The sequence below is a fragment of the Metallosphaera sedula DSM 5348 genome (assembly GCF_000016605.1).
Lineage (GTDB): Archaea > Thermoproteota > Thermoprotei_A > Sulfolobales > Sulfolobaceae > Metallosphaera > Metallosphaera sedula.
Map to the genome: position 1 here is coordinate 152675 of NC_009440.1, position 20859 is coordinate 173533.

Consider the following 20859-nt stretch of genomic DNA (forward strand, 5'->3'; position numbering starts at 1 on the left):
GGTCAAGCCAAGGTAAATCGTTTTATCTAGCTATCTACTATTCTGTCATGAATTATAAGAACAGGGTACAAAGGGTAAAGGAGCGTCTAAAGGGAAAGGCGGACTACCTTGTTCTGGGCCCTGGAAGTAACATGTTTTACCTCACGGGTTTCACGGAGGAACCAATGGAGAGACCGATCCTCCTGATACTCGGAGAACAGGATTACATGATAGCCCCAAAGATGTATGAACAACAGTTATCAGGTCTCAGCCTAGAAGTAAGAACTTACGTGGACGGAGAAGATCCCTATTCTCTTTTACAGATCAAGAAAGGTTCTTCTCTTGCTATCGACGACCAACTTTGGTCAATGTTTCTAGTTAGTATACTTAATAGGTTCTCCCCATCGGACCTAATCCTGGTTTCACCACTCATAGCTCCAATAAGATCAGTTAAGGATGAGGAGGAGATAGGGATAATGAAGGAAGGGTTGAAAATTGCAGAGCAATCCTTCATGGAATTTATTTCGAGGGTTAAGGAGGGGGAGACGGAATGTCGCTTGTCGCAGATATTGGAGGGGATTTTCAGGGAGAATGGAGTAACGCCATCCTTCTCTACAATCCTCACCTCAGGTCCAAACACGGCAATGCCACACCTGAGATGCACTGAGAGGAAAGTGCGTAAAGGAGAACCTGTGATTGTGGATTTTGGTATCAAATACCATGGGTATTCCACAGATACCACAAGGGTCGTTACTATTGGGAAGCCATCACAGGAGGTGACAAAAATTTGGGAAATAGTTCACGAGGCTGTGGTAAAGGCTGAGGAGTCCACCTATGGATTGTCGGGGATGAAGATAGACCAAAGGGCTAGAGGCGTCATAGAAGGTAGGGGCTACGGTAAATACTTCATTCATAGAACCGGACATGGAATTGGAATAGACGTTCACGAGTTCCCCTACATCTCTCCCGACAACGGCGATGTGATACCTAGGAACTCCGTTTTTACCATAGAACCTGGGATCTACATACCCGAGAAATTTGGGATTAGAATCGAGGACATGGTCATTATGCGAGACAGGGCGGAGGTTCTCTCTTCCTTGCCTAAGGAGATCTATCAAGTCTAGCCTCGAATAACCCTCTTCAGTATCTCAACTCCGGCCTTGATCTGCTCCTCATTGGGAACTGTGATACTCAGCCTAGCCATTGTCTCTCCGCCCCGTAGGAAGAAGTCCTTAGCAGGAACGAAAGCTAGGCCTTGCCTTACCGCTTCCTCCAAAACTCTATGGGCATCCCTCTTAAGGTCAAGCAAAAGGAAGAACCCGCAACTGGGCTGATTAAACTCTGATATCCCTGCATCCGTTAGGGAGTCCACAAGGACTTTCATTTTCTTCCTGTAGTGCTCTGGAAGAATCTTCGTTCTAGATAAAATGAATCCAGATCTCAAAAGGCGCGAGACGACATACTGATTTAGAGTTGAAGTGGAAAAGTCCAGTTGTTCCATGAGGCTCAACTTCTCCGCTATTTCTGGAGGGGCTACCACGAAACCTATCCTTAGACCCGGTGCCAAGATCTTACTGAAACTGCTGACGTGTATGACCCTGCCACTACGATCGTAATTTTTTAATGGAGCTGGAACGCACCCAGCTATGGGTCTGTAAGGGTCGTCTTCTATCACATAGAAGTCCCTTTCCTCAGCCAACTCAACCAGTATCTTCCTCCTTTCCTCATTCAAGTTCACTCCAGCAGGGTTATGACAGTCCGGTATCACGTAGACTAGATCTGGCTTAACTATCTTGGTAACGAGCTCCAGCTCATCTGTGGAAATACCCTTTCCATCCACAGTGACGGGTATCGTGACCGAAGCCCTTAACTTAAAGGCTGAAAAAGTCTCCACGAAGGTTGGGTTCTCCACCACAACTGTCCCGTTCTCGAGGAAGTACTTCGACAGCAACTCTATGGCGTGTTGAGCACCGCTGGTTATGACTATCGGATCCTTACTTCTCAAGCCTATGGCAGGAAGATATTTGTTCACCTCCTCAATTAGCTCCTGCTGACCTCCAGCACCTGGGTAGAAAAGTGATCTTGGGCCCAGGTCGGCCAGCACTTCCTCGTAGGCTCTTCCTATCTCATCAACTGGAATAGTTGACGGATCGGGTGACCCGCTGGCCATGTTAATTTTTACGTTACGCCCGAGCCTAGATCCCATCTCCACGGGCGAGAGTTCTATTTCTCTTCCTATCCTTGAGACCATTTTCCTCTTACCTCCAGCTTTGTACCAGCTCCCTTATCCTTGGCCTTAAGATAGAGCCTCTTCATGACACTAACATCCTCTAGGCCTATGCCAACTGACTTGAAAATAGTTAATCCAGACTCCACGGAAACCTTCCCACTCACCAACTCGGAGAGTGTGACTAACTTGTTCCAGTCCATCATTCCCATCTTCTCGGCTAAGATTAGATCTCCCGCCTCCTCCTTCGCCTGTTCCTTATCCTCCACCGCGACTATTTTAGACGCCTTGATCACTTCTGGGAAAAGCTCTACCCTTTCAGGTAGATTAGATCCCATGGCGTTTATGTGAGCCCTTTCCTTCAGATAATCCAGTTTCAGGATCGGAGAAGTCGCGGTAGTTATAGTAACCACTACCTCCACCCTTGAAACTAAATCCTTCAAGTTGGGAACTGTCTCGAGCCTAATTCCCATCTTTGAGAGAGCTTCCTTTGCCCTTGCCTCTCTCTCCTGGCTCCTTGTATATCCCATGATCTTGAGCCCAGGTTTAAGAGAATGGAAAGCCTCAACCTGGGCTATTCCTTGCTTTCCTAGTCCCACTATCCCTACAGACGAGTAGTCTCTCCTGATGATGTCCGAAGCAAGTACCGAGAGAGCACCTGTCCTCAGGAGAGATAACCTATCGGCCTCAGATATCATGAGAAGCTCTCCATCACCCGAGAAAAGAAGCGACACAAAGTTTCCCCTTATGTAAGTTTTAAAGCCAATATACCCCTCCATTGCTCCAGCCTGATAGGTAAGGGTAGACCCTGAAAATGACGTCCTAATTCTTTTTGTGTTTACAGCCTTCTTGTTATCTTCAAGGATAAATGCTTCCCTTAAGGCATCATATGCATCCTTAAAGCTTAGAAGGGAATTCACCTCATTCTCCTTTATTAAAAGCGTCAATGAAGGTCCTCAGTAAGATAGGGGCCCAATTGCTTAAAAATAGAACGGTTTAACCATTGATTTTATGGAGTTAACGCCCAGACTGCAGGATATTGTTAACATCATTAGAAACAAAGGAGAAATAAACATCCAGGATATAGCTCTTTTCCTTAAGGTCTCACCTAAAACCGCAAAGGGATATGTAAGAGAACTTGTTAGGTTAGGTTACGTGTCCATGGACGAGAGTGGGAACGTGAAACTAATTTTAGCGTCAGAGAATCCAATTGAACGAATAACCAAGATAGTTGAAATACACGAGGGCGAGATCTCCATGCTTAGGAAGCAGATTGAGGAATTGAGGGAAGAGCTTCAGAAACTTAAGAAAAGGGGAAAGAGTTAAGGCATGACATGACCAGGCTTTCTTGAAGGAAATTGGTTTCATGATATTCTCTGGAAAATCTAATGATTCCAGTCTAAGATTTCGATCTGCATAAATTCCACATATCATCTCCGATCCAGTGCAATGCAGACGCCACTTTCCCCCTTTTGTTCTTTAGGGCTTCGTCTGCCCCTTCCACGGTATTCATGATGGCGACTGGCTGATCAAGCTTCGTCTTTACCACAAGAAGACGGCCCGGTTTCACGTCTCCAGAATGCTCCACAACGCCAGGCGCGTAAAGGTCTGCTCCTCTGGCGACAGCCTTCACTGCGCCCTCGTCTATCTTTACCCAGGGAAGGTTAGTTCTGTGCTTTAAAAGGAAACATAGTGTTGGAGTCAGATTCTCGCCGAAAAAACTCAGAACATCATCCACAAAGTAAAACAGTTGTCTTTTCTCCTTTCCTATCTCGATCTTATCTGATGTCAGATCTACACCATAGAGATTTCTAACTTTCTCCTTGAACTCCTTGGCCTCCTTTTGGGAAAGGAGATGTCTCTGCAACCTACTGGTCACCTAATACCTTCTCCAATAAGATAGGCATGGTACTGAACTTCCTCTTCAGACAACTGGAGATCGCATTGGATATAACCGGAGTTCCTACGACCGTCCCGGCCTCGCCTATTCCCTTGCTTCCAGTGGGATGGGGTGAAAGACCGTTGGTGAGATACTTCCATGTGAAGCGTGGGGTCTCTACCGCTGTGGGTAACGCATAGTCGCCAAAGGTAGGATTCTGTAAGGTACCATCATTAATTACGGCCTCCTCATATAAGGCCTGGCTTATTCCTTGAAGCGCACCTCCGTGGATCTGTCCCTCAGCCAATAGGGGATTAATAACGTTCCCCACGTCATCGACGGCAATGTATTTCTTCACGCTAATTAGTCCAGTCTCCCTATCTATCTCCATTAATGCCATGTGAACTCCATAAGGTGATGTGGGCTTTTTGACCGGATAGACGGAGGTCACATCAAGGGAAATACCGAGCTTATAGGCTGACTTGATGATCTCAGCTAACTCTAGACTTTTTCCAGTCTTTTTATGAACCACTTTGCCCTCCCTATACTCTACCTCCTCTACGTCAGCTTCAAGGGCTTTCGCGCCAGCCTCTGTTAGCCTTTTCCTAAGTTCTTGAGAAGCCATTATTACTGCCGAGCCTCCAATAGTAACTGTTCTACTTCCCCAAGTCCCAATTCCATCTTCAATCACATCAGTATCTCCCCACCTGACCTCCACAAGATCCATGGAGATTTCCAAGGCATCGGCTGCGAGCTGTGCAAAAGCAGTTGCATCACCTTGGCCGTGCGGTCCAGTGCCAGTGACCACAACTATCCTTCCGTCGTACTTAGCGTAAACCCTGGCTGTCTCCCAGGGGCCGAACGCTGTTATTTCAACGTACATCGCCAGTCCTACGCACTGGTTGTCTTTAGCTTCAGCCTTAAGTTGTTCATAGTATGATTTAGCTGAGTTTAGTAACTCTGGGTAGTTTCCGGAATCATAGGTTATACCAAACACGTTAGTGTAGGGCATCTCCTCAGGTCTTATCACGTTTCTGAGCCTGACCTCTAGCGGGTCCAGCTTCAGCTCTTCAGCTATCTCCTCGATTATACTTTCAATGAAATAGGTAGCCTCTGGTCTACCGGCTCCCCTATATGAGGTAGTCGGAGTTAGGTTAGTGTTAACGCTGTAAGCAGCGACAAACCCATGCTTTATTCTATACGGTCCAGGGAGCATCCTAGCGGCGCTCATGACGTTCCCAGAATCATCGTCGTTGGCATCACGATAGGGAGCCCCTAGATTTCCCACCACAGTTCCAACAACTGCCGTGATAGTTCCGTCCCTCTTTACACCAACCTTGTATCTCAGCCACTTATCTCTTCCATGTCCAGCGCTCAGCATCTCCTCTGTTCTCGTGGGTATCCACTTTAGGGGGATCCCAAGTTTAAGGGCAAGGAAGCTCACCGCATATTCCTCTGGGTGAGTTATTATCTTGCTCCCAAAGGCCCCTCCCACGTCTGGTTGAATGACCCTGATATTCTGTATTCCCAGGAAGCTCACCAGGTTTCTCCTTAAATAGTGCGCCGACTGAGTAGAGGACCAGACGTTCAGCCTATTACCGTCAAACCAGGCTAGAGTCCCTCTGGTCTCCATGGGCGAAGCTATAATCCTTTGGTTATGGAGTTCTCCGGATAACACGATTGGAGATTGTTCCAGCTCTTTCTTCGCTTCTCCTCCAACGAACTCCTTTTTCGCGTAAATATTACTTTCAGCCTTAGAGTAGACCTTGACCTTGTCTTCCATGGCCCTGAAGGGATCTGTTTCATAGGGTAGTTGCTCGTATTCCACTTCAACGCTCTCTAAAAGATCGTAAGCCTCATATCGGTCTCTGGCGATCACTGCTGCAATAGGTTGACCTGCATATATGACTTCGTTAGACGGAATAGGAAAATCCTTCCCTGGATTTATTTGAGAACCAGTGAAAACGTTCTGACTTGGTTTAACACTAATCCGCGCGTGTGGATATTTAGATCTTACAAAGGCCACGTAGTAGGTCCCCGGTATCTGGATGTCGTCAACAAATGAACCCCTTCCTGTTATAAGCTTCGGATCCTCAACCCTTCTAACAGGTTTACCTACGTATCTCATTTGTTTTTACTAGATAGAGGGTACTTTAAATCTTCTTAAGCCTATTTAACACTGTAGGATGCGTGGAAAGAGGAGACGATTTCTCCCTAGGGTTCATGTGAAGCGCAAGAAGACGCGTATACCGTTCCCTTCCCACCAATTCCGCGGCAAACCTATCCGCTGAGTACTCAAAGTGCCTAGAAACGTACCTCACAAGAACTATACCTATTAACATTAGGCCAAGCCCTAGAACCACATCCACGTCGAGAAGATAAATGGAGATGCTCGTTATCCCTAACAATAAGATGAAGGTCTTAAGGTGATGTCTCCCCTGGAGATGGCCTAGCTCATGGGCAATAGCTGATGTTAAGCTCTCCGTACCCTCCTTGACCAGTCCTGACGTAACCACTATCACGTTGTTTGGGAGCGATAAGGCATTAACGAGTGGGTCTTCCTTCACCCTTACCGAAAACTCAAGGCCTGTTCTCAGCTTAAGATCAGTTAGGGACTCTCCATTAATCTCCCTATACCTTTTAAGGGATATGGCCGGGACTGAGAAATACAGACCCGTTAATACTGAGAGACAGACTAAGATGAAAATAATCAATAACACGTGATATTATGGGCCGTAGTACTATTTAATCTTGAGTAGATCGCCAACACTTTCACTTTAAATTATTGGGGGATTTGAATTGTACCATGAAAGCCATTATCATGGAGGGAGGAAAGGCAGTACTCAAGGAAGTCCCAATTCCCAAGCTGGGTCAGGGCGACGTCCTTGTGGAGATGAAGGCATGTGGACTTTGTGGAACAGATATAGAGAAAATGTGCGGACAATACACGGCCTCTCAACCCATACTGGGACACGAGCCCGCTGGGGTAGTAGCCGAATCCATGTCAGACGCAGTTAAGCCTGGGGATAGGGTATTCGCACATCATCACGTCCCATGTTACGAATGTTATTACTGTAAGAAGGGAAGCCCTACCATGTGCCCGTATTATAGGAAGACGAACTTAGATCCTGGGGGCTTCGCCGAGTTCTTCAGGGTGCCAGCGTGGAACGTGGAGAAAGGAGGAATACTCGTATTGCCCAGTAACGTTTCATTTGAGGAGGGTTCCTTCGTGGAGCCCCTAGCTACAGTGGTTAGGGCCCAGAGGCGCGTAGGAATATCGAGGGACGACTCGGTTCTCATAGTCGGTGCAGGTCCCATGGGGCTATTACATCTTCTAAAGATTAAGGACATGGGAGTGTCAAACGTAATCATTTCTGACGTATCGGAGTACAGGTTGAACTTCGCTGAATCTCTAGGTGCTTCCCTCTTGCTCAATCCCACCAAACACCAAGTGGAACAGGAAGCGAAGAAGGCCACGGATGGTCGTGGCGTAGATGTGGCGATAATAGCCTCAGGGGCTCCTCAAGCTATCCTTTCAGGTCTGAACTCTGTGAGGAAGGGAGGTAGGGTGCTACTGTTTGGGGTTCCCTACAAAGGAACGATACTCAACTACGATATTAGCGAGCTCCTTAACAACGAAATCTCAGTAATTCCCAGTAATGCAGCTGTAGAGGAGGACACAAGGGAGGCCCTGAAACTCATCTCTGAGAGAAGGGTTGATGTAAGGAAGCTTGTGACACATAGATATGACCTAGAGCAGTTCCACGAGGCCGTAAGGGTAGCCAAACAAGGAAACGCCATAAAGGTAGTAATAACTAGTTAAAATGAAAAGGAGATAGAGAAGCAAGGTAAGCCTAAACAAGGCTAAGGCTCTCTCCACGTCCCTAGAGTCTGGAAGGTTCCCTGAACCTGCAGAGTAGGCATTTATCTTTTCGAGTCTGACCTCGAGGAGGCCAGCTGCTATAGCTATAGGGTACCTAGCGTTGGGACTCTCCATCTTAGTGTTGCGTAGGGTGACAATTGCGTTTCTCACGTTCAGTCCCAGGAGAAGACCGGCAAGTAGCATCATTAGTCCGGTCAATCTCGCAGGAACGTAGTTTAGAGCAGTGTCCATCCTTGCTGAGAAGTACCCCTCATTAATCAGGTCTGGGGTCTTATACCCAACCATGCTATCCATGGTATTGGCAAACCTTTGAAGTAAGGCTCCAGGAAGCCCAAGCAAGAGAAACCAGAACAGGGGGGAAGTTATCCCGTCAACAAGGCTCTCAAAGAGAGACTCTATGGACGCCGATGCTACGTGACCCAAGGAGACCTCTCTCAAATCCCTTCTGACTATGTTCTGCACAATCCTTCTAGATTCCTCCCTCAAGGGAATAGACGATCTCACAATCATGTATAACATCCTGATCGAGAAGGTGGTTTTCAGAACGAGAACAAGCAGGATTGCCTCTATTAACCTGGGTAAATACAGGGGCGTCAGGCACAGTAGAAGGACTGGGATTACCGAGGCTAGCCACAGAATTACTCCGTAGACTTTTCCCTTGAATGGCCTTATCAGCTTCTCCGATATCCTCCCAACATACACCACAGGGTGTATGAAGGTAGGTGGCTCACCCATCACTAGGTCTAAAGCAAGTGAGGCAATGAGAATGGGTAGCATTTTACTTCACTGATCAGCATGATGGGGAAGCTTAATGTTATCGCCATACCGGTTAGGTCCCCCGAAGAACCTCCCAGCACCCTCTTCCCCGCGTATACAAATAGAATCGTAAGAATAGCAGTAACTATCAGGGAACAGAGGGATAGGAATGGGACGCTCTCAACAAGTAGGACTGGCCACTTTCCCTTAAGTCTTTCGTGGAAAGCCTTACCCAGCGAGCTCCCCTCCATGGGCTTAGAGATCGAAAGGGAGAGCAGACCTACAACCCTGGAAAGGACCTCCGCCGAGATTAGTTGATACAAGGTAGTAAATCCTGTCCCACCCATTACCTGTGTTGCAACGTAAAATATCGTGAGGTACACAACCAGCAGACCCACACCGCCGGCCCCTACTGCCACGTCCCTTAGAGCCCTCCTCCTCTCCTCCTGTGTCCCCCTTATCATGAGGGCATCACCGAAATCGAGCAGTCCGTCCAGGTGATTGAACCCCCTCACCCCCTCGACCACAGGAATCAGGAGAACCCAGGCTAAATGACCTAGGATAAGGTAAAGCGGGAGGATAGCTAGGTAGTCTATAACTCCAGTTACTATCCCAACCACCAGGGGTGAGAGGAAAGCGTATTCCATTACCAGTTCGAAGTCTACCTTTCCCGCTGGAATTACAGTAAAGAAGCTTAGCTGTCCCAAAATTCCCTTTAATACTCGCACACTCTCATACTGGTGACATGGCGATTATAATATCTTCCAGCATGAGCGATTCCGGCAAATCGCTAGTCACATCCGCTCTGGTAAGGCATTTCAGGGGGATTCCCTTTAAGGCGCAGAACATGTCGCTGAACAGTTACCCCACACATGACGGTGGGGAGATAGCCTTCATTCAGGCGTTTCAAGCCATGGGAAGTGGTCTACAACCTGAGAGGTTCATGAACCCTATTCTCCTTAAACCCTCAGGAAAAGGGATCGAGGTAATCTTCTGGGGGGAGTCACAAGGCAACTTTTCGCCCAATGAGTATTACTCGAGGTTAACTACGTATTGGGAAAAGATTAGGTCAAGTGTTAGGGAGGACATGGTTGTGGAGAGCGCTGGCGGGCTCGGAGAGCCAAACTTCATGGAAAGGGATATCACAGGTTTCAAGCTCATGCAGGAAGGTATCCAGGCCATTCTCGTGTTGGATATAGATAGGGGAGGAGCCTTCGCCTCAGCCTTTGGGATTTACCAGATGTTGCCGTCATCGGTTAGGGACAAGTTAAGGGGATTTATCATCAACAAGTTCCGAGGAGACGAGAAGTTACTGGAACCAGCCATATCCTGGCTTGAGTCCAAGACCTCCATGAAATATCTAGGAATTATCCCGTATGACGATAGGCTTAGAATAATGGCCGAGGACTCCATGAACGTGTCTGATCTAGGGGATGGCGAGCTGGAAGTTGACGTGGTCGCCTACCCATACATGAGTAACTTCAATGAATTTCACGTCTTCGAGAAGTCCAATGCTAGGCTCAGGTTCGTTACCAGGCCGTCCCATTTAAGCAAGGCCGACCTTATCATTTTGCCCGGAACCAGGAACACTAAACTGTCACTTTCGTGGCTAGTGGAGAGAGGTTTCACGGAGGTCTTGAGGAGGAAGCCTGTCCTTGGGGTATGCGGTGGGTTTCAGATAATGGGTAAAACTCTCCACGATCCCTACGGACTAGAGGCTGGAGAGCCCTCGTCTTATGAGGGTCTAAATCTTCTTCCAATCAACGTGAGATTCAGGAGGAACAAGGTGGTCTCCCTATCCCTTGGGGAATCGGAGTATGGATTGATACGCGGATATGAGATCAGGAGGGGGGAGATAGAGTACATCGAAGGCAAACCCCTCCTCCTCATCACGAAGAGAAATCATGAGCACGTTGAGATTTATGACGGATCTAGGAATGGTCAGTACGTGGGATTAAGCGTTCACGGTTCCCTCTTCTCTGAGGGGGGTAGGAGACTCCTTGAGGATTTCGGGATAAAACTCAGGGCTGGATCCATAGAGGAAGAGATAAGCACCTCGGTGGATAAGGTGTACCATCTCCTAAGGGATACGCTAGATCTTGACGCAATAGAACAGATTTATATGGATAGTATGGTTAAACACGCTTAATGTTCTCTCCAGAGAAGTTTATTGAGGAGATAGAGCCTCAGATCAGGTCAGTCGTCGGGGACAATAGGGTTGTGGCTGCAGTGAGTGGTGGAGTTGACAGTACAACCGCCGCAGCCTTGATGTATAGGATTTTAGGGGACAAGGTCACTCCGGTCATGATAGACACGGGGTTTCTCAGGGAGAATGAGGCCAATAGGGTCAAGGATCTCTTGAAGAGCGTTATGCCCCTCAAGATAGTGGACAGGAGCGAGAGGTTCATAAGCTCAATAGAGGGTCTAGAGGACGCTGAGGAAAAGAGGAAGAAATTCAGAGATGTCTTCTACTCAACTATTTCTGAGATCGTGGCACAGGAAAATTCTAGGTTCCTGGTTCAGGGCACCATTGCACCTGATTGGATAGAAACCCAGGGCGGAATCAAGACGCAACATAATGTGCTAGTCCAGTTGGGCATAAATACTGAAAAAACCTGGGGCTTCTCCTTAGTGGAACCGTTGGCTGACCTATACAAGAATGAGGTAAGGGAACTGGCTAGGTACCTGGGGCTTCCCAGGGAAATATCGGAGAGGCAGCCCTTCCCCGGGCCAGGGCTTCTGGTGAGATGCGTTGGAAGACTGTCCAAGGAGAAACTGGAGATAACTAGGAAGAGCAATGCAATTGTGGAAGACCTACTTGAGCCCCTGAGACCTTCCCAATACTTTGCTGCGGTGTTTGAGAGCAATTCCTCACTTGATACGAAACTATCGGAACTACTTCACGACCAAATCATGGTTTACTCCGTAAAGTCAACGGGGGTTAAGGGAGACGTTAGAACTTACGGAAAGATGGCGTCGTTCAGCCTCAGGGATAATTACACCCAGATAAGGGAGATATCTCAAAAAATAACCAGCGGTGAATACACTAGAGCCCTTATGAGGGTGAGAACTACTAAAGGAAAGTATACTGTGGCCATCAGGGCAGTTAGCACCGAGGACTTTATGACCGCCGATATCGTTGAGATAGATCCCTCACTACTTTCAAGGATAGCGGATGAATTACTCAGAATTCCTGGAGTAGGAGAAGTCGTCTACGACGTAACAACTAAGCCTCCGGCCACGATAGAATTTGAGTAAAAAGGCTTATGGTTTTAGAAGAACGATTGACTCGTAATCCGGATCTATCTTCACGTTTATTACCTTGAGCTTAGGGTCTCTCCGCTCCAGGATGTCCTTCAACCCTCCGTAGGTATCCACTGTGACTGCCCCCGTGGATCTCTCTAGGAATTCATCCACGTCCACAAACGTTCCCGATTTTCCTATAGACGGTATGTCCGATTTGAACGTGTCAAGGTAAGTGGCTCCCCCGTCATTGAGCACAAGGATTACTCCCTTCGCCTTTTCAGCCCTTTGCTGAATGAGGCCAACATTTCTTAGTACACCAGCTAGGTCAGTAATCCCGAGGGCACCTGGATCGTTGGACTGCAGCACACCAGCGACACCTATTCCCTTCTCGAGAATTGATTCGCTCGTGTTCCACACAGGGCTCTCGATGGGCAGTCTAACCAGGTCGAGAGTTGGGGCACTCAAATCCACGAAGTATCTCGAAAACTTGAACTGTTGTAGAAGCCTAGTAACGTCATATGGCCATAGTCCCGAGTGGGGTTTCATGGTGAACACTCTCCTGCTTGACGCTATCTCGCTTCTCACCTCCCTCTTGATGTTTTCCTTTAGTTTCTGTTTGAGTATTGTTATCAGTTCCTTAAGGAAGAGGCCTGTGTCTGCAACAATGGGAAGTTGTGGCATTACTACCTTGCCTATATCCTCTCCATCCACATTGTTGTGCATGAGGAAACCCTTATACCTCATGGACCAGCCGGCAGTACTAAGTTGAGGCAATCTAGACCCAAGTACTAGAATCGAGTCTGCTTCCATCATGAGCTTGGAAGCAACTTCCGTGGAAAATGCTCCCAATCCCTCGCCTGCGTAGAGCGGATGTGAGGCCGGGAAAACTCCCTTGGCTCTAAAGGTTGTGATCACCGGCGCGTCAAGTAACTCCGCGAGTTCCAATAATTGAGGTGACGCATTGCTTGCCCTAACTCCATACCCTGCAACCACTACAGGCAACTTGGAGTTTCCCATTACCTCAGCCACCTTGGCCACTGTGTTTTTGTCTGGCGTCTTCCTCTCAGGCTTCTGCTCTGCGGTAGAGAGTGGATATGCCTTTAACCGGAAAAGCTCCTCTGCTATCTCCACAAGAGCGGGCCTCATTCTATTGCTCAGAGCTTCCTTGTACCCCTTCTCCACAGTGACTGTAATCTCCTCTATGCTGATTACCCTCTCCTTGAACTTGATGAAGGGTGAGAGGGAACTTGATACGTCGTCAGGTGACTTCAGTTCGCCAACTCTAGCCTTTCCCACATCCCTATAGGACCTCAATGTACCGATCATGAGTAGCGGAACGGAATCGGAGAATGCCTGAGCCACTACACTGCTACCCTCGAGTAATGAGCTTCCTGGAGTGCTGATTACAACTCCAGCATCTCCTGAATCCCTGGCGAAAGCGTCTGCCAGTTCCAGAGCCTCCCTTACACTCAAGGAAATATCTATTTCAAGGCCATACTGGGCTAATCTCTCCCTAAGGAAATCTGGGACTGCGTTCGAGGTGAACACTCGCTTAACTCCTATTTCCTTAAGGACGTAAGCTAATGCCTCATCTCCCGTCATCTCCCTACCTACGGTCTCCTCTTTCCTCTTAGGCTGGCTCAAAGTTGGATCGCTATAATACCAGAAACTGGTCAATATAAACTTGAGAGCCGGGGGCGGGATTTGAACCCGCGAAATAACGGGTTTCCAACCTGAAACCCACTGCAGCCCCTAGCGCTACCTATGGTAGTGCCGCCTTAGACCGCTCGGCCACCCCGGCGGTATTAGAGTTGGAGTAAAAAATTATAAAGTAATTGTGGTTGATCATGTGTGGTTTAGTTGATCGCATTTGAGAAAATTGGAGAAATCTTGAGCCAAATAAAGGAAAAAATGGACTTCGTAATAATAGGCGACACTGTGGTGGACTTGTCTTTAGGAAGGAAGGGAACCGAGAGCGACGTGGATCTATTTCCCACTAACTTCAGCGTCCTAGTTGAGTATGACGTTCTTCGCGATCTTGCGGATGAGAGGGGTTGGGATATGGGCTCTACCCCCATTGATACGCCTAGAATAGTAGTTCCCCTGGGCGACGAGCAGTTGCAAGTGGATTTCTATGAGAATATACAGGACTTCTTTGTCCCGCCCGTTGTAATAGAGAGCGCAGAGGAGAGGGAAATAGGAAAGGACACGTTCAAGGTCATAAAACTAGAAGACTATATTCTTCTCAAGGCTAATGCGTTCAGGGAGGAAGACGAGGAGGAGCTGAAGAGAATTGTTCAGTTGATAGGAGAGAAGAAACTAAAAATAGACTTGAAACTTTTGAAGCAACACAGCGAAGCCTTCGAAGAAAATAGCGAAAGCGTGAGAGAGAGATTGTCTTCCCTTGGGTTCAAGCTCTCTTAGTTGGCAACTCCTTCTTCTTTGGTCTGAGATTTGTACTATGACATCTTCTGCATTTTGTAGCCCTGATCGAGTTAAGGGCACCGCAGTTTCTGCACACCTTCTTTATAAACACTCTCTCTTGGACTATCTGAATTTTTGCCTGATCTGTTAAAGGCATCCGTTCCTACCCAGTACTTATATAATAGCTAGATTCAAAAGTATTGCGGTAAAGGGAGTGTGGACTTAGAATGAAAATTCCTCTTGATTATCTTTGTGTGAGGAGCGGCCTTCTTTGCAATCGTTGCCAAAGCCTAGTGGATAGTGGCCAAGTTGATCAGTTTGAGGTCAAGGTAATGGAAGCTTTGTTGGATTTAGAGGAGACTCAGTTCAGGGAGTTAAAGGATGCAACCTACTATAAGGCAATTAGGTCTGGAAACTTGTTGATCCTTCTGGTTGAAAGTCCGCCCTCCATAGATTCCTCTAAGTGGATTAAGATAGCTCGCGCGCTTCAGGATAAGCTAAAGCTTAAGGTTAGAATCCTGGAGAAGACCACGAGCATAAAGAATAGTGCTGTTCAGCTTCTCTCCCCGGCAAGGGTCCTGGGTGTGAATACGGTTTGGCTTCCCGACGGTTCAGTTCAGTATGTGATAAGAGTAGCAAAGAATGAGAAGAGGCTCTTGCCAGCCAACGCTGTAGATCTAGAAAACGCTTTATCTAAGATACATGACACTAAGGTCAAAATAAGGGTTGAGTAATGCTCCGGACACACTTTATCCAGGATGTAACACCTGATCTGGATGGAAAGGAAGTTGTTTTAGCGGGTTGGGTTCATAACGTTAGGGACTTAGGTGGAAAGAAGTTCATTCTTCTCAGGGATAAGAGCGGAATAGGACAGGTAGTAGTGGATAAGACATCTCCTTCGTTTGAGGTCGCAAAGGAGCTAAGTCAGGAATCAGCCATTCAGATTAAGGGGACAGTTAAGGCTGATAAGAGAGCACCAAATGGAGTTGAGGTGTCCTGTAGCGAGCTGAGGATCCTCAGTAAGGCTAAGGCTCCTCTTCCGCTTGACGTCTCCGATAAGGTCAAAGCAGATATAGAGGTCAGGCTTAAGGAGAGGCTACTGGACCTGAGAAGGCAGGAAATGCAGGCTATGATAAGGATTCAATCCACAGCTGTGAGGACGTTCAGGGAGACCCTCTACAAACACGGGTTCTACGAGATATTTACACCAAAGATTATAGCCACGGGGACGGAGGGAGGTGCTCAACTCTTTCCCGTTATATACTTCGGGAAGGAGGCGTTCCTAGCTCAGAGCCCGCAGTTGTATAAGGAGCTGTTGGCTGGTGCCGTGGAGAGGGTTTTTGAGGTTGCTCCAGCTTGGAGAGCCGAGGAGTCTGATACTCCCTATCACCTGGCCGAGTTCATTAGTATGGACGTTGAGATGGCCTTCGCTGATTACAACGATGTAATGAAGATAGTTGAGGATGTGATAGCCAACGTACTTGAGAACGTGGCGAGAAACCATCAAAACGATCTGGCCATACTTAATCATAGACTCCCATCCATCACCAGGCCCATTAAGAGAGTTACCTACGAGGAGGCAATAGAGATACTCCAGTCCCAGGGTCTACCCACGAAGTTTGGGGATGATATAGGTACTCCAGAGTCGAGGGTACTTAACAAGGTGCTGGAGCAGGATCTCTACTTTATCACTGACTGGCCAGCTGAAGCCCGTCCCTTCTACACTAAAAGGAGAGAGGATAACCCCAAGATTAGTGAGAGCTTCGACCTGGTTTATAGATGGCTTGAACTAGTGTCAGGGAGTAGCAGGAACCATACTAGGGAGGTTTTGGAGAGGGAGCTAAGGGCAAGGGGTCTCAATCCAATTAACTTTGAGTTCTTCCTGAAGTGGTTCGACTACGGTATTCCGCCTCACGCCGGGTTTGGAATGGGACTTCAGAGATTCATGTTAATGCTTACCGGTCTTCAGAGCGTCAAGGAGGTATCCTTGTTCCCGAGGGACAAGAAGAGATTGGTCCCATGATCAAGTGAACTCTTTTGGATCGGCGTTTAGGATCTCAGATAGAACCACAGTTGCATACATCCCTCTTTCCAAGGAAAACGTTACGAACTCGCCGTCAAAATGCAGGCCTCTGACATTCATGAAAGCGTTTCTTTTCACAGGTCTAAGGGATATTCCCAGTTCCTCAATGTGGAAACTGCCCCTCTGTATCCCTTCAACCTCGAAGACTTCCAGGCACTCTGCGTCGCATTGTTTGGGATCCGTGGGAATGGTTATCTCATCCCTCTCGTGCACTGTGGAATATCTTAGTTTCCTGGATAGCACCCTGTTGAAAAGGTAACTTTGATAAGCCTCCACATAAAAGCTAAGTTTAACCCGCGATTTCCTGAGAGCAGAGAGGCAATCTTCGGTCTTCCTCAACTCAAGGTAAATGTTTCTCTCCTGGCTCGGTATCTTCCTGAGAAGTTCCTCTTTTACCTCCCCTTTCATGTATTCCTCTCTAAATAGCCTGATGTTCTCGTTCTCCCACACGAAGGGATAACCTAGAATGAAGTCCACCGCCTTGCACCAGTCCCTTTGAGTTAAGGCCTTCCCTACCAGATGCGTTATGGGTCTTCTGGTTCCAAACCTTTGATACCCTATGAAGGCTGGTAAAACGCCTTCACCCTTTATGGTGTTGACCCTTCTTTTGAGCTCCTCCTTATCCCCTGTCTCAAGCTTTATGGAGAAAATGTTACCGGTGTGGTTCAGTTTTGTCGAAGTGAATCCCATGAACTCTATGGAAAAGGACTCCTCCCTGTGGAAATCCTTTGACTTCCTCGTTACGTATATTAGTTGCTCCGTAACTGCATTAGTATCCTTTATTCCTAGGTACCTTGGTTTTTCACCGAGAATAGAGGCCAGCCTGGACATAACCGCATTATGTTCCATTCCTCTTTTTCTCAGGAGATAAACGGCATATTTGCCACTCTCTGATCCTCTCCAGGCTGTACACGGTTTTCCGTCAATCTCCTCCGTTACCCGAAAGCCGTCAGGCCTTGGAATTTCTGCACGAATTGAAGCCCATCTATGCACCTTAAACTCTATTCCTATTGCTAAGTCCAGTAAACTCATTCTCACAGTAGTTTCAGGTCACCGGTTATTTTATCAATTAGATCGTCTGGTCCTGGTCCTATCCCCGCACATGTCACGGTTCCCGGTTCGACCTGGGTCCTCCCCGCGTCAGATATGACGGTCGTGGGCAGTCCCTGCGATCTGGCCTTATCCACCCTAGAAAGAAGATCCTCTAGGGAGCTCACCTTGACGACAACCTTTGGCTGTCCCTCGTGAAGCCAGCTATCTAGCCAGTCCCTCCAGCTTGATCTACTCATACAATCCAGGACCAGGCTGACCGCGGCGTGAGCGACTTGTGCAGCTATCTTACCTTTACCCATGTTGATATCTGTTCTCACCATGACTACCATTTTCATGTGGTTCCTCTCTAGATACCACAGGATTAACATAACAACTAGTTAAGCCTGACATCTCTGACTCCCCTCTTTCGTGTCAGGATCTGAAGAGGCTATATTAGATTTAATAAACCCTAAGTGTTGGTATTAGAGAGGATTCATTATGACAATGAGGCTAAGCTTAAGGGAAGAAGTGGAACCGCCTGTATGCTCCAGTTGCGGGAAGATCATGCATCCCAAGGAGAAGGGTGCAATTTTCAACTGCCCCAACTGCGGCGAAGTGACCATATACAGGGACATGTACTGTAGACTGCAGGGCGTATCCTACACTTGTCCCAAGTGTGGATTCGTTGGTCCTTAGGGTGATTTTATGACAGATGTTATGGTTGTATTGAAGGTTTTCCCGGAAGGAGATGAAACAGATCTGGAAAAGGTTGCCAACGAACTTGTCTCGAAACTTCCTGAGGGTTATAAGCTAGTTAGAAAGGAGACAGAGCCCATAGCCTTTGGGTTGAAGGCTCTCGTGGTATACGTTTCAATGCCTGAGAAAACAGAGGGCGGCACTGATACCCTGGAGGAATTGGCATCTAGTATAGAAGGAGTAAGCCACGCAGAGGTAGTGGGGATAACAAGGCTCGGGTTTTAAAACAGAGTATAAGTTAATCTCTTTTATCCTGTAGTGCATATTTAACTTGATTAGATTTGAGTGCTGGTTCTAGCCCAGAGCAAAGGTCGCCAAGACGAGAGTTGTCTCTGAAGGTGATGGAAGCAAGGCAAAAGGATGTTGGTAGAGGAAAGGTAAGAATAGACGTTGAGATGCTTGCACAAATCGATGTTAGTCCAGGTGATGTAGTGGAGATTGAGGGTACTAGAAAGACGGCAGCAATAGCGTGGCCACTGTCCCCAGATGACGCCACTAGCGAGAGAGATATAATCAGAATGGATGGCATAACTAGGAAGAACGCAGGTGTCTCCATTGGAGACAAGGTGATAGTAAGGAAGGCCTCTGTGAAGCAAGCTGCATCCATCAAACTTGCCCCTTCCAACTTTTCGATTACCGTAGATCCAGGTTTCGTGGCATACGTCAAGAAGAAGCTTAAGGAGTTCCCACTGGTTGAAGGTGACACTGTTCTTATCCCAGTGCTGGGTCAGGCTATTCCCTTCACGGTAATACAGGTCAGACCGGCGTCGATTGTGATGGTTGTCGACGAGACCAGTATTTCCATCTCTGACAAGCCCATAGAGCAGACCAGGTATCCCAGGGTCACGTACGAGGATATAGGAGGAATGAAAAACGTTATACAGAAGATCAGAGAACTTGTGGAGTTACCGTTGAGACATCCAGAACTCTTCAAGAGGTTGGGAATCGAGCCACCAAAGGGGATCATGTTATACGGTCCTCCAGGTGTGGGTAAGACCCTGCTGGCCAAGGCTGTTGCCAATGAAACTGAATCCTATTTCACCTCAATAAACGGGCCAGAGATAATGAGCAAGTTCTACGGCGAGAGCGAGCAGAGGCTCAGGGAGATCTTCGAAGATGCTAAGAAACATGCCCCAGCCATAATATTCATTGATGAAGTAGACGCCATAGCTCCCAAGAGGGATGAGGTTATAGGAGAGGTAGAGAGACGTGTTGTCGCGCAGTTGCTGACACTCATGGATGGTCTAGAGAGTAGGGGAAATGTAATAGTCATTGCAGCTACCAACAGGCCAAATGCAGTAGATCCTGCACTGAGAAGGCCTGGGAGATTTGACCGTGAAATAGAGATACCCCTACCAGATAAGCAGGGCAGACTGGAAATACTTCAGATCCACACTAGGAACATGCCACTTTCAAAGGACGTGGAACTGGAGAAATTGGCTGATATAAGTCATGGCTATACTGGGGCCGACCTTTCTGCCCTAGTCAGGGAGGCTGCAATGAACGCCCTGAGAAGATATTTGCCCATGATAGATATCAGTCAGGACAAGATCCCGCCAGAGATCCTAGAGAGAATGGAAGTCAAGATGGAGGACTTCATGAATGCATTCAAGGAAATTGTGCCCAGCGGCATGAGAGAGATCTACATTGAGGTTCCAGAGGTAAAGTGGGATGACATAGGCGGTCTCAACGAGATTAAGGAAGAGCTTAGAGAGGTAGCAGAGTATCCGCTGAAGTTCCCAGACTACTATGAAACCGCAGGAGTGGAACCACCAAAGGGAATACTCCTGTTTGGACCTCCAGGCACAGGTAAGACCATGCTGGCAAAGGCTGTAGCAACCGAGAGCGGAGCGAACTTTATTGCTGTGAGAGGTCCTGAAGTTCTCTCTAAGTGGGTAGGGGAGAGTGAGAGGGCAATCAGGGAGATATTTAGAAAGGCGAGAATGTATGCACCATCGGTGATATTCTTCGACGAAATAGATGCCATAGCTCCCATGAGGGGAATCTCCTCTGACTCTGGTGTAACTGAGAGACTAGTTAACCAACTTCTAGCTGAGATGGATGGCATAGAGAACCTAGACAACGTTGTTATTGTGGCAGCTACCAATAGGCCAGATATACTAGATCCAGCCCTACTGAGGCCTGGAAGGTTCGAGAAACTTATGTACGTACCCCCACCTGACAAGAACGCTAGATATGACATACTAAAGGTTCACACCAAGAAGGTTGCTCTCTCGGACGAAGTTAACCTAGAGGAACTAGCTGAGAGGACAGAGGGATATACAGGCGCCGATCTGGCAGCCTTGGTTAGGGAGGCTGCAATGAGGGCCATCAGAGAAGGGATGAGGGAATGCGTAAATAGGGTCAGTGCAGCTTGTCCACCTAATGATAAGGATTGTCGCGACGCGAAAATGAGAGATTGCATGAAGGGCGCAACAATTAAGGTGGAGAACAGGCATTTCAACGAAGCCTTAACTAAGGTTAAGCCATCGCTCAGCCAGGAGATGATACAATTCTATCAGACATGGATTGATAAGGCAAGACAGCAACTACCAAGACAGACTGTGAAGCCCAGTACGTTTACGTGACAATTC

At 47.6% G+C, this 20859-nt stretch carries 22 protein-coding genes and 1 tRNA gene; 11 read left to right on the forward strand and 12 right to left on the reverse strand.

Going from position 1 to position 20859, the window contains the following annotated elements; genetic code table 11:
* The first annotated feature begins 47 nt into the window (after positions 1 to 47).
* Positions 48 to 1103 (forward strand): M24 family metallopeptidase, encoded by a 1056-nt coding sequence (locus MSED_RS01000; RefSeq protein ID WP_011921334.1) that lies wholly within the window; start codon positions 48 to 50, stop codon positions 1101 to 1103.
* Here the strand turns inward: MSED_RS01000 and MSED_RS01005 are convergent.
* On the reverse strand, positions 1100 to 2230 hold the full coding sequence (locus MSED_RS01005; RefSeq protein WP_011921335.1) for an aminotransferase-like domain-containing protein: 1131 nt from the start codon (positions 2228 to 2230) through the stop codon (positions 1100 to 1102). The genes MSED_RS01000 and MSED_RS01005 overlap by 4 nt on opposite strands.
* Positions 2215 to 3126 carry an ornithine cyclodeaminase family protein gene (locus tag MSED_RS01010; RefSeq protein ID WP_225938825.1) on the reverse strand — a complete coding sequence of 304 codons (912 nt, stop codon included), beginning with the start codon at positions 3124 to 3126 and terminating at the stop codon, positions 2215 to 2217. The genes MSED_RS01005 and MSED_RS01010 overlap by 16 nt, the downstream gene beginning before the upstream one ends.
* Before the next feature lie 91 nt (positions 3127 to 3217).
* On the opposite strand from MSED_RS01010, the gene MSED_RS01015 reads away from it, so the two are divergent.
* Entirely contained in the window at positions 3218 to 3532 is a 315-nt protein-coding gene (locus tag MSED_RS01015) for a winged helix-turn-helix transcriptional regulator (protein WP_011921337.1), read from the forward strand.
* Positions 3533 to 3605: 73 nt separating this feature from the next.
* On the opposite strand, the gene MSED_RS01020 is transcribed toward MSED_RS01015, so the two are convergent.
* Genes MSED_RS01020 through MSED_RS01030 form a run of 3 tightly spaced genes read right to left on the reverse strand, consistent with a single transcriptional unit; the run spans position 3606 to position 6805 of the window.
* On the reverse strand, positions 3606 to 4085 hold the full coding sequence (locus MSED_RS01020; RefSeq protein WP_225938824.1) for an RNA-binding protein: 480 nt from the start codon (positions 4083 to 4085) through the stop codon (positions 3606 to 3608).
* Complete coding sequence (locus MSED_RS01025; RefSeq protein ID WP_011921339.1) at positions 4075 to 6213, reverse strand: xanthine dehydrogenase family protein molybdopterin-binding subunit; 2139 nt, start codon at positions 6211 to 6213, stop codon at positions 4075 to 4077. Before MSED_RS01025 ends, MSED_RS01020 begins: the two co-directional genes overlap by 11 nt.
* A 25-nt stretch (positions 6214 to 6238) precedes the next feature.
* Positions 6239 to 6805 carry a M48 family metalloprotease gene (locus MSED_RS01030; protein WP_011921340.1) on the reverse strand — a complete coding sequence of 189 codons (567 nt, stop codon included), beginning with the start codon at positions 6803 to 6805 and terminating at the stop codon, positions 6239 to 6241.
* 86 nt (positions 6806 to 6891) lie between these two features.
* Between MSED_RS01030 and MSED_RS01035 the strand changes: the two genes are divergently transcribed.
* Positions 6892 to 7908, forward strand: a complete 1017-nt coding sequence (locus MSED_RS01035; protein WP_011921341.1) for a zinc-dependent dehydrogenase — start codon at positions 6892 to 6894, stop codon at positions 7906 to 7908.
* Here MSED_RS01035 and MSED_RS01040 read toward each other — a convergent pair.
* Together MSED_RS01040 and MSED_RS01045 are read right to left on the reverse strand one after the other, a co-directional pair.
* Positions 7837 to 8745 (reverse strand): cobalamin biosynthesis protein, encoded by a 909-nt coding sequence (locus MSED_RS01040; RefSeq protein WP_011921342.1) that lies wholly within the window; start codon positions 8743 to 8745, stop codon positions 7837 to 7839. The genes MSED_RS01035 and MSED_RS01040 overlap by 72 nt on opposite strands.
* Complete coding sequence (locus tag MSED_RS01045) at positions 8712 to 9452, reverse strand: adenosylcobinamide-GDP ribazoletransferase (RefSeq protein ID WP_048059947.1); 741 nt, start codon at positions 9450 to 9452, stop codon at positions 8712 to 8714. The genes MSED_RS01040 and MSED_RS01045 overlap by 34 nt, the downstream gene beginning before the upstream one ends.
* Positions 9453 to 9469: 17 nt before the next feature.
* Between MSED_RS01045 and MSED_RS01050 the strand changes: the two genes are divergently transcribed.
* Both MSED_RS01050 and MSED_RS01055 read left to right on the forward strand, forming a co-directional pair.
* Positions 9470 to 10873, forward strand: coding sequence for a cobyric acid synthase (locus MSED_RS01050; RefSeq protein ID WP_011921344.1), 1404 nt, complete (start codon positions 9470 to 9472; stop codon positions 10871 to 10873).
* Positions 10873 to 11982, forward strand: coding sequence for a GMP synthase (glutamine-hydrolyzing) (locus MSED_RS01055; RefSeq protein ID WP_011921345.1), 1110 nt, complete (start codon positions 10873 to 10875; stop codon positions 11980 to 11982). Before MSED_RS01050 ends, MSED_RS01055 begins: the two co-directional genes overlap by 1 nt.
* Positions 11983 to 11988: 6 nt before the next feature.
* Here the strand turns inward: MSED_RS01055 and MSED_RS01060 are convergent, their stop codons facing one another.
* Positions 11989 to 13614, reverse strand: coding sequence for a thiamine pyrophosphate-binding protein (locus MSED_RS01060; RefSeq protein WP_048059948.1), 1626 nt, complete (start codon positions 13612 to 13614; stop codon positions 11989 to 11991).
* Positions 13615 to 13659: 45 nt separating this feature from the next.
* Positions 13660 to 13771 (reverse strand) — tRNA-Cys (locus MSED_RS12120).
* A gap of 59 nt (positions 13772 to 13830) precedes the next feature.
* Between MSED_RS12120 and MSED_RS01065 the strand changes: the two genes are divergently transcribed.
* The gene (locus tag MSED_RS01065) at positions 13831 to 14394 is read left to right on the forward strand and encodes a nucleotidyltransferase (RefSeq protein WP_011921347.1); all 564 of its coding nucleotides are present in this window, start codon (positions 13831 to 13833) and stop codon (positions 14392 to 14394) included.
* Here MSED_RS01065 and MSED_RS11910 read toward each other — a convergent pair.
* Entirely contained in the window at positions 14381 to 14551 is a 171-nt protein-coding gene (locus MSED_RS11910) for a 50S ribosomal protein L40e (protein ID WP_011921348.1), read from the reverse strand. The two genes, MSED_RS01065 and MSED_RS11910, sit on opposite strands and share 14 nt — an antisense overlap.
* Before the next feature lie 70 nt (positions 14552 to 14621).
* Between MSED_RS11910 and MSED_RS01070 the strand changes: the two genes are divergently transcribed.
* The gene (locus MSED_RS01070) at positions 14622 to 15128 is read left to right on the forward strand and encodes a transcription elongation factor NusA (RefSeq protein ID WP_011921349.1); all 507 of its coding nucleotides are present in this window, start codon (positions 14622 to 14624) and stop codon (positions 15126 to 15128) included.
* Positions 15128 to 16417 (forward strand): aspartate--tRNA(Asn) ligase, encoded by a 1290-nt coding sequence (gene aspS, locus MSED_RS01075; protein WP_011921350.1) that lies wholly within the window; start codon positions 15128 to 15130, stop codon positions 16415 to 16417. The genes MSED_RS01070 and aspS overlap by 1 nt, the downstream gene beginning before the upstream one ends.
* On the opposite strand, the gene truD is transcribed toward aspS, so the two are convergent.
* Positions 16418 to 17509, reverse strand: coding sequence for a tRNA pseudouridine(13) synthase TruD (gene truD / locus MSED_RS01080; RefSeq protein ID WP_048060223.1), 1092 nt, complete (start codon positions 17507 to 17509; stop codon positions 16418 to 16420). It lies immediately after the preceding gene.
* Positions 17510 to 17511: 2 nt separating this feature from the next.
* On the reverse strand, positions 17512 to 17865 hold the full coding sequence (pth2, locus tag MSED_RS01085) for a peptidyl-tRNA hydrolase Pth2 (RefSeq protein WP_011921352.1): 354 nt from the start codon (positions 17863 to 17865) through the stop codon (positions 17512 to 17514).
* Between the two features lie 142 nt (positions 17866 to 18007).
* Between pth2 and MSED_RS11915 the strand changes: the two genes are divergently transcribed.
* The 3 genes from MSED_RS11915 to MSED_RS01095 are packed head-to-tail and all read left to right on the forward strand — an operon-like array spanning position 18008 to position 20853.
* On the forward strand, positions 18008 to 18205 hold the full coding sequence (locus tag MSED_RS11915; protein ID WP_011921353.1) for a zinc finger domain-containing protein: 198 nt from the start codon (positions 18008 to 18010) through the stop codon (positions 18203 to 18205).
* Positions 18206 to 18214: 9 nt separating this feature from the next.
* Complete coding sequence (locus MSED_RS01090) at positions 18215 to 18490, forward strand: elongation factor 1-beta (protein WP_011921354.1); 276 nt, start codon at positions 18215 to 18217, stop codon at positions 18488 to 18490.
* Between the two features lie 56 nt (positions 18491 to 18546).
* A complete protein-coding gene (locus MSED_RS01095; RefSeq protein WP_011921355.1) occupies positions 18547 to 20853 on the forward strand; it encodes a CDC48 family AAA ATPase in 2307 nt (768 codons plus the stop codon).
* The last annotated feature ends 6 nt before the right edge of the window (positions 20854 to 20859 follow it).

Bases quoted from the DNA above. Each gene is read 5' to 3' on its own strand.
- MSED_RS01070 (WP_011921349.1), top strand. From the start codon at position 14,622: ATGAAAATTCCTCTTGATTATCTTTGTGTGAGGAGCGGCCTTCTTTGC.
- MSED_RS01035 (WP_011921341.1), top strand. From the start codon at position 6,892: ATGAAAGCCATTATCATGGAGGGAGGAAAGGCAGTACTCAAGGAAGTC.
- truD (WP_048060223.1), bottom strand. From the start codon at position 17,509: ATGAGTTTACTGGACTTAGCAATAGGAATAGAGTTTAAGGTGCATAGA.
- MSED_RS01000 (WP_011921334.1), top strand. From the start codon at position 48: ATGAATTATAAGAACAGGGTACAAAGGGTAAAGGAGCGTCTAAAGGGA.
- MSED_RS01025 (WP_011921339.1), bottom strand. From the start codon at position 6,213: ATGAGATACGTAGGTAAACCTGTTAGAAGGGTTGAGGATCCGAAGCTT.
- MSED_RS11910 (WP_011921348.1), bottom strand. From the start codon at position 14,551: ATGCCTTTAACAGATCAGGCAAAAATTCAGATAGTCCAAGAGAGAGTG.
- MSED_RS01050 (WP_011921344.1), top strand. From the start codon at position 9,470: ATGGCGATTATAATATCTTCCAGCATGAGCGATTCCGGCAAATCGCTA.
- MSED_RS01005 (WP_011921335.1), bottom strand. From the start codon at position 2,230: ATGGTCTCAAGGATAGGAAGAGAAATAGAACTCTCGCCCGTGGAGATG.
- MSED_RS01090 (WP_011921354.1), top strand. From the start codon at position 18,215: ATGACAGATGTTATGGTTGTATTGAAGGTTTTCCCGGAAGGAGATGAA.
- MSED_RS11915 (WP_011921353.1), top strand. From the start codon at position 18,008: ATGACAATGAGGCTAAGCTTAAGGGAAGAAGTGGAACCGCCTGTATGC.
- pth2 (WP_011921352.1), bottom strand. From the start codon at position 17,865: ATGAAAATGGTAGTCATGGTGAGAACAGATATCAACATGGGTAAAGGT.
- MSED_RS01055 (WP_011921345.1), top strand. From the start codon at position 10,873: ATGTTCTCTCCAGAGAAGTTTATTGAGGAGATAGAGCCTCAGATCAGG.
- aspS (WP_011921350.1), top strand. From the start codon at position 15,128: ATGCTCCGGACACACTTTATCCAGGATGTAACACCTGATCTGGATGGA.
- MSED_RS01040 (WP_011921342.1), bottom strand. From the start codon at position 8,745: ATGCTACCCATTCTCATTGCCTCACTTGCTTTAGACCTAGTGATGGGT.
- MSED_RS01015 (WP_011921337.1), top strand. From the start codon at position 3,218: ATGGAGTTAACGCCCAGACTGCAGGATATTGTTAACATCATTAGAAAC.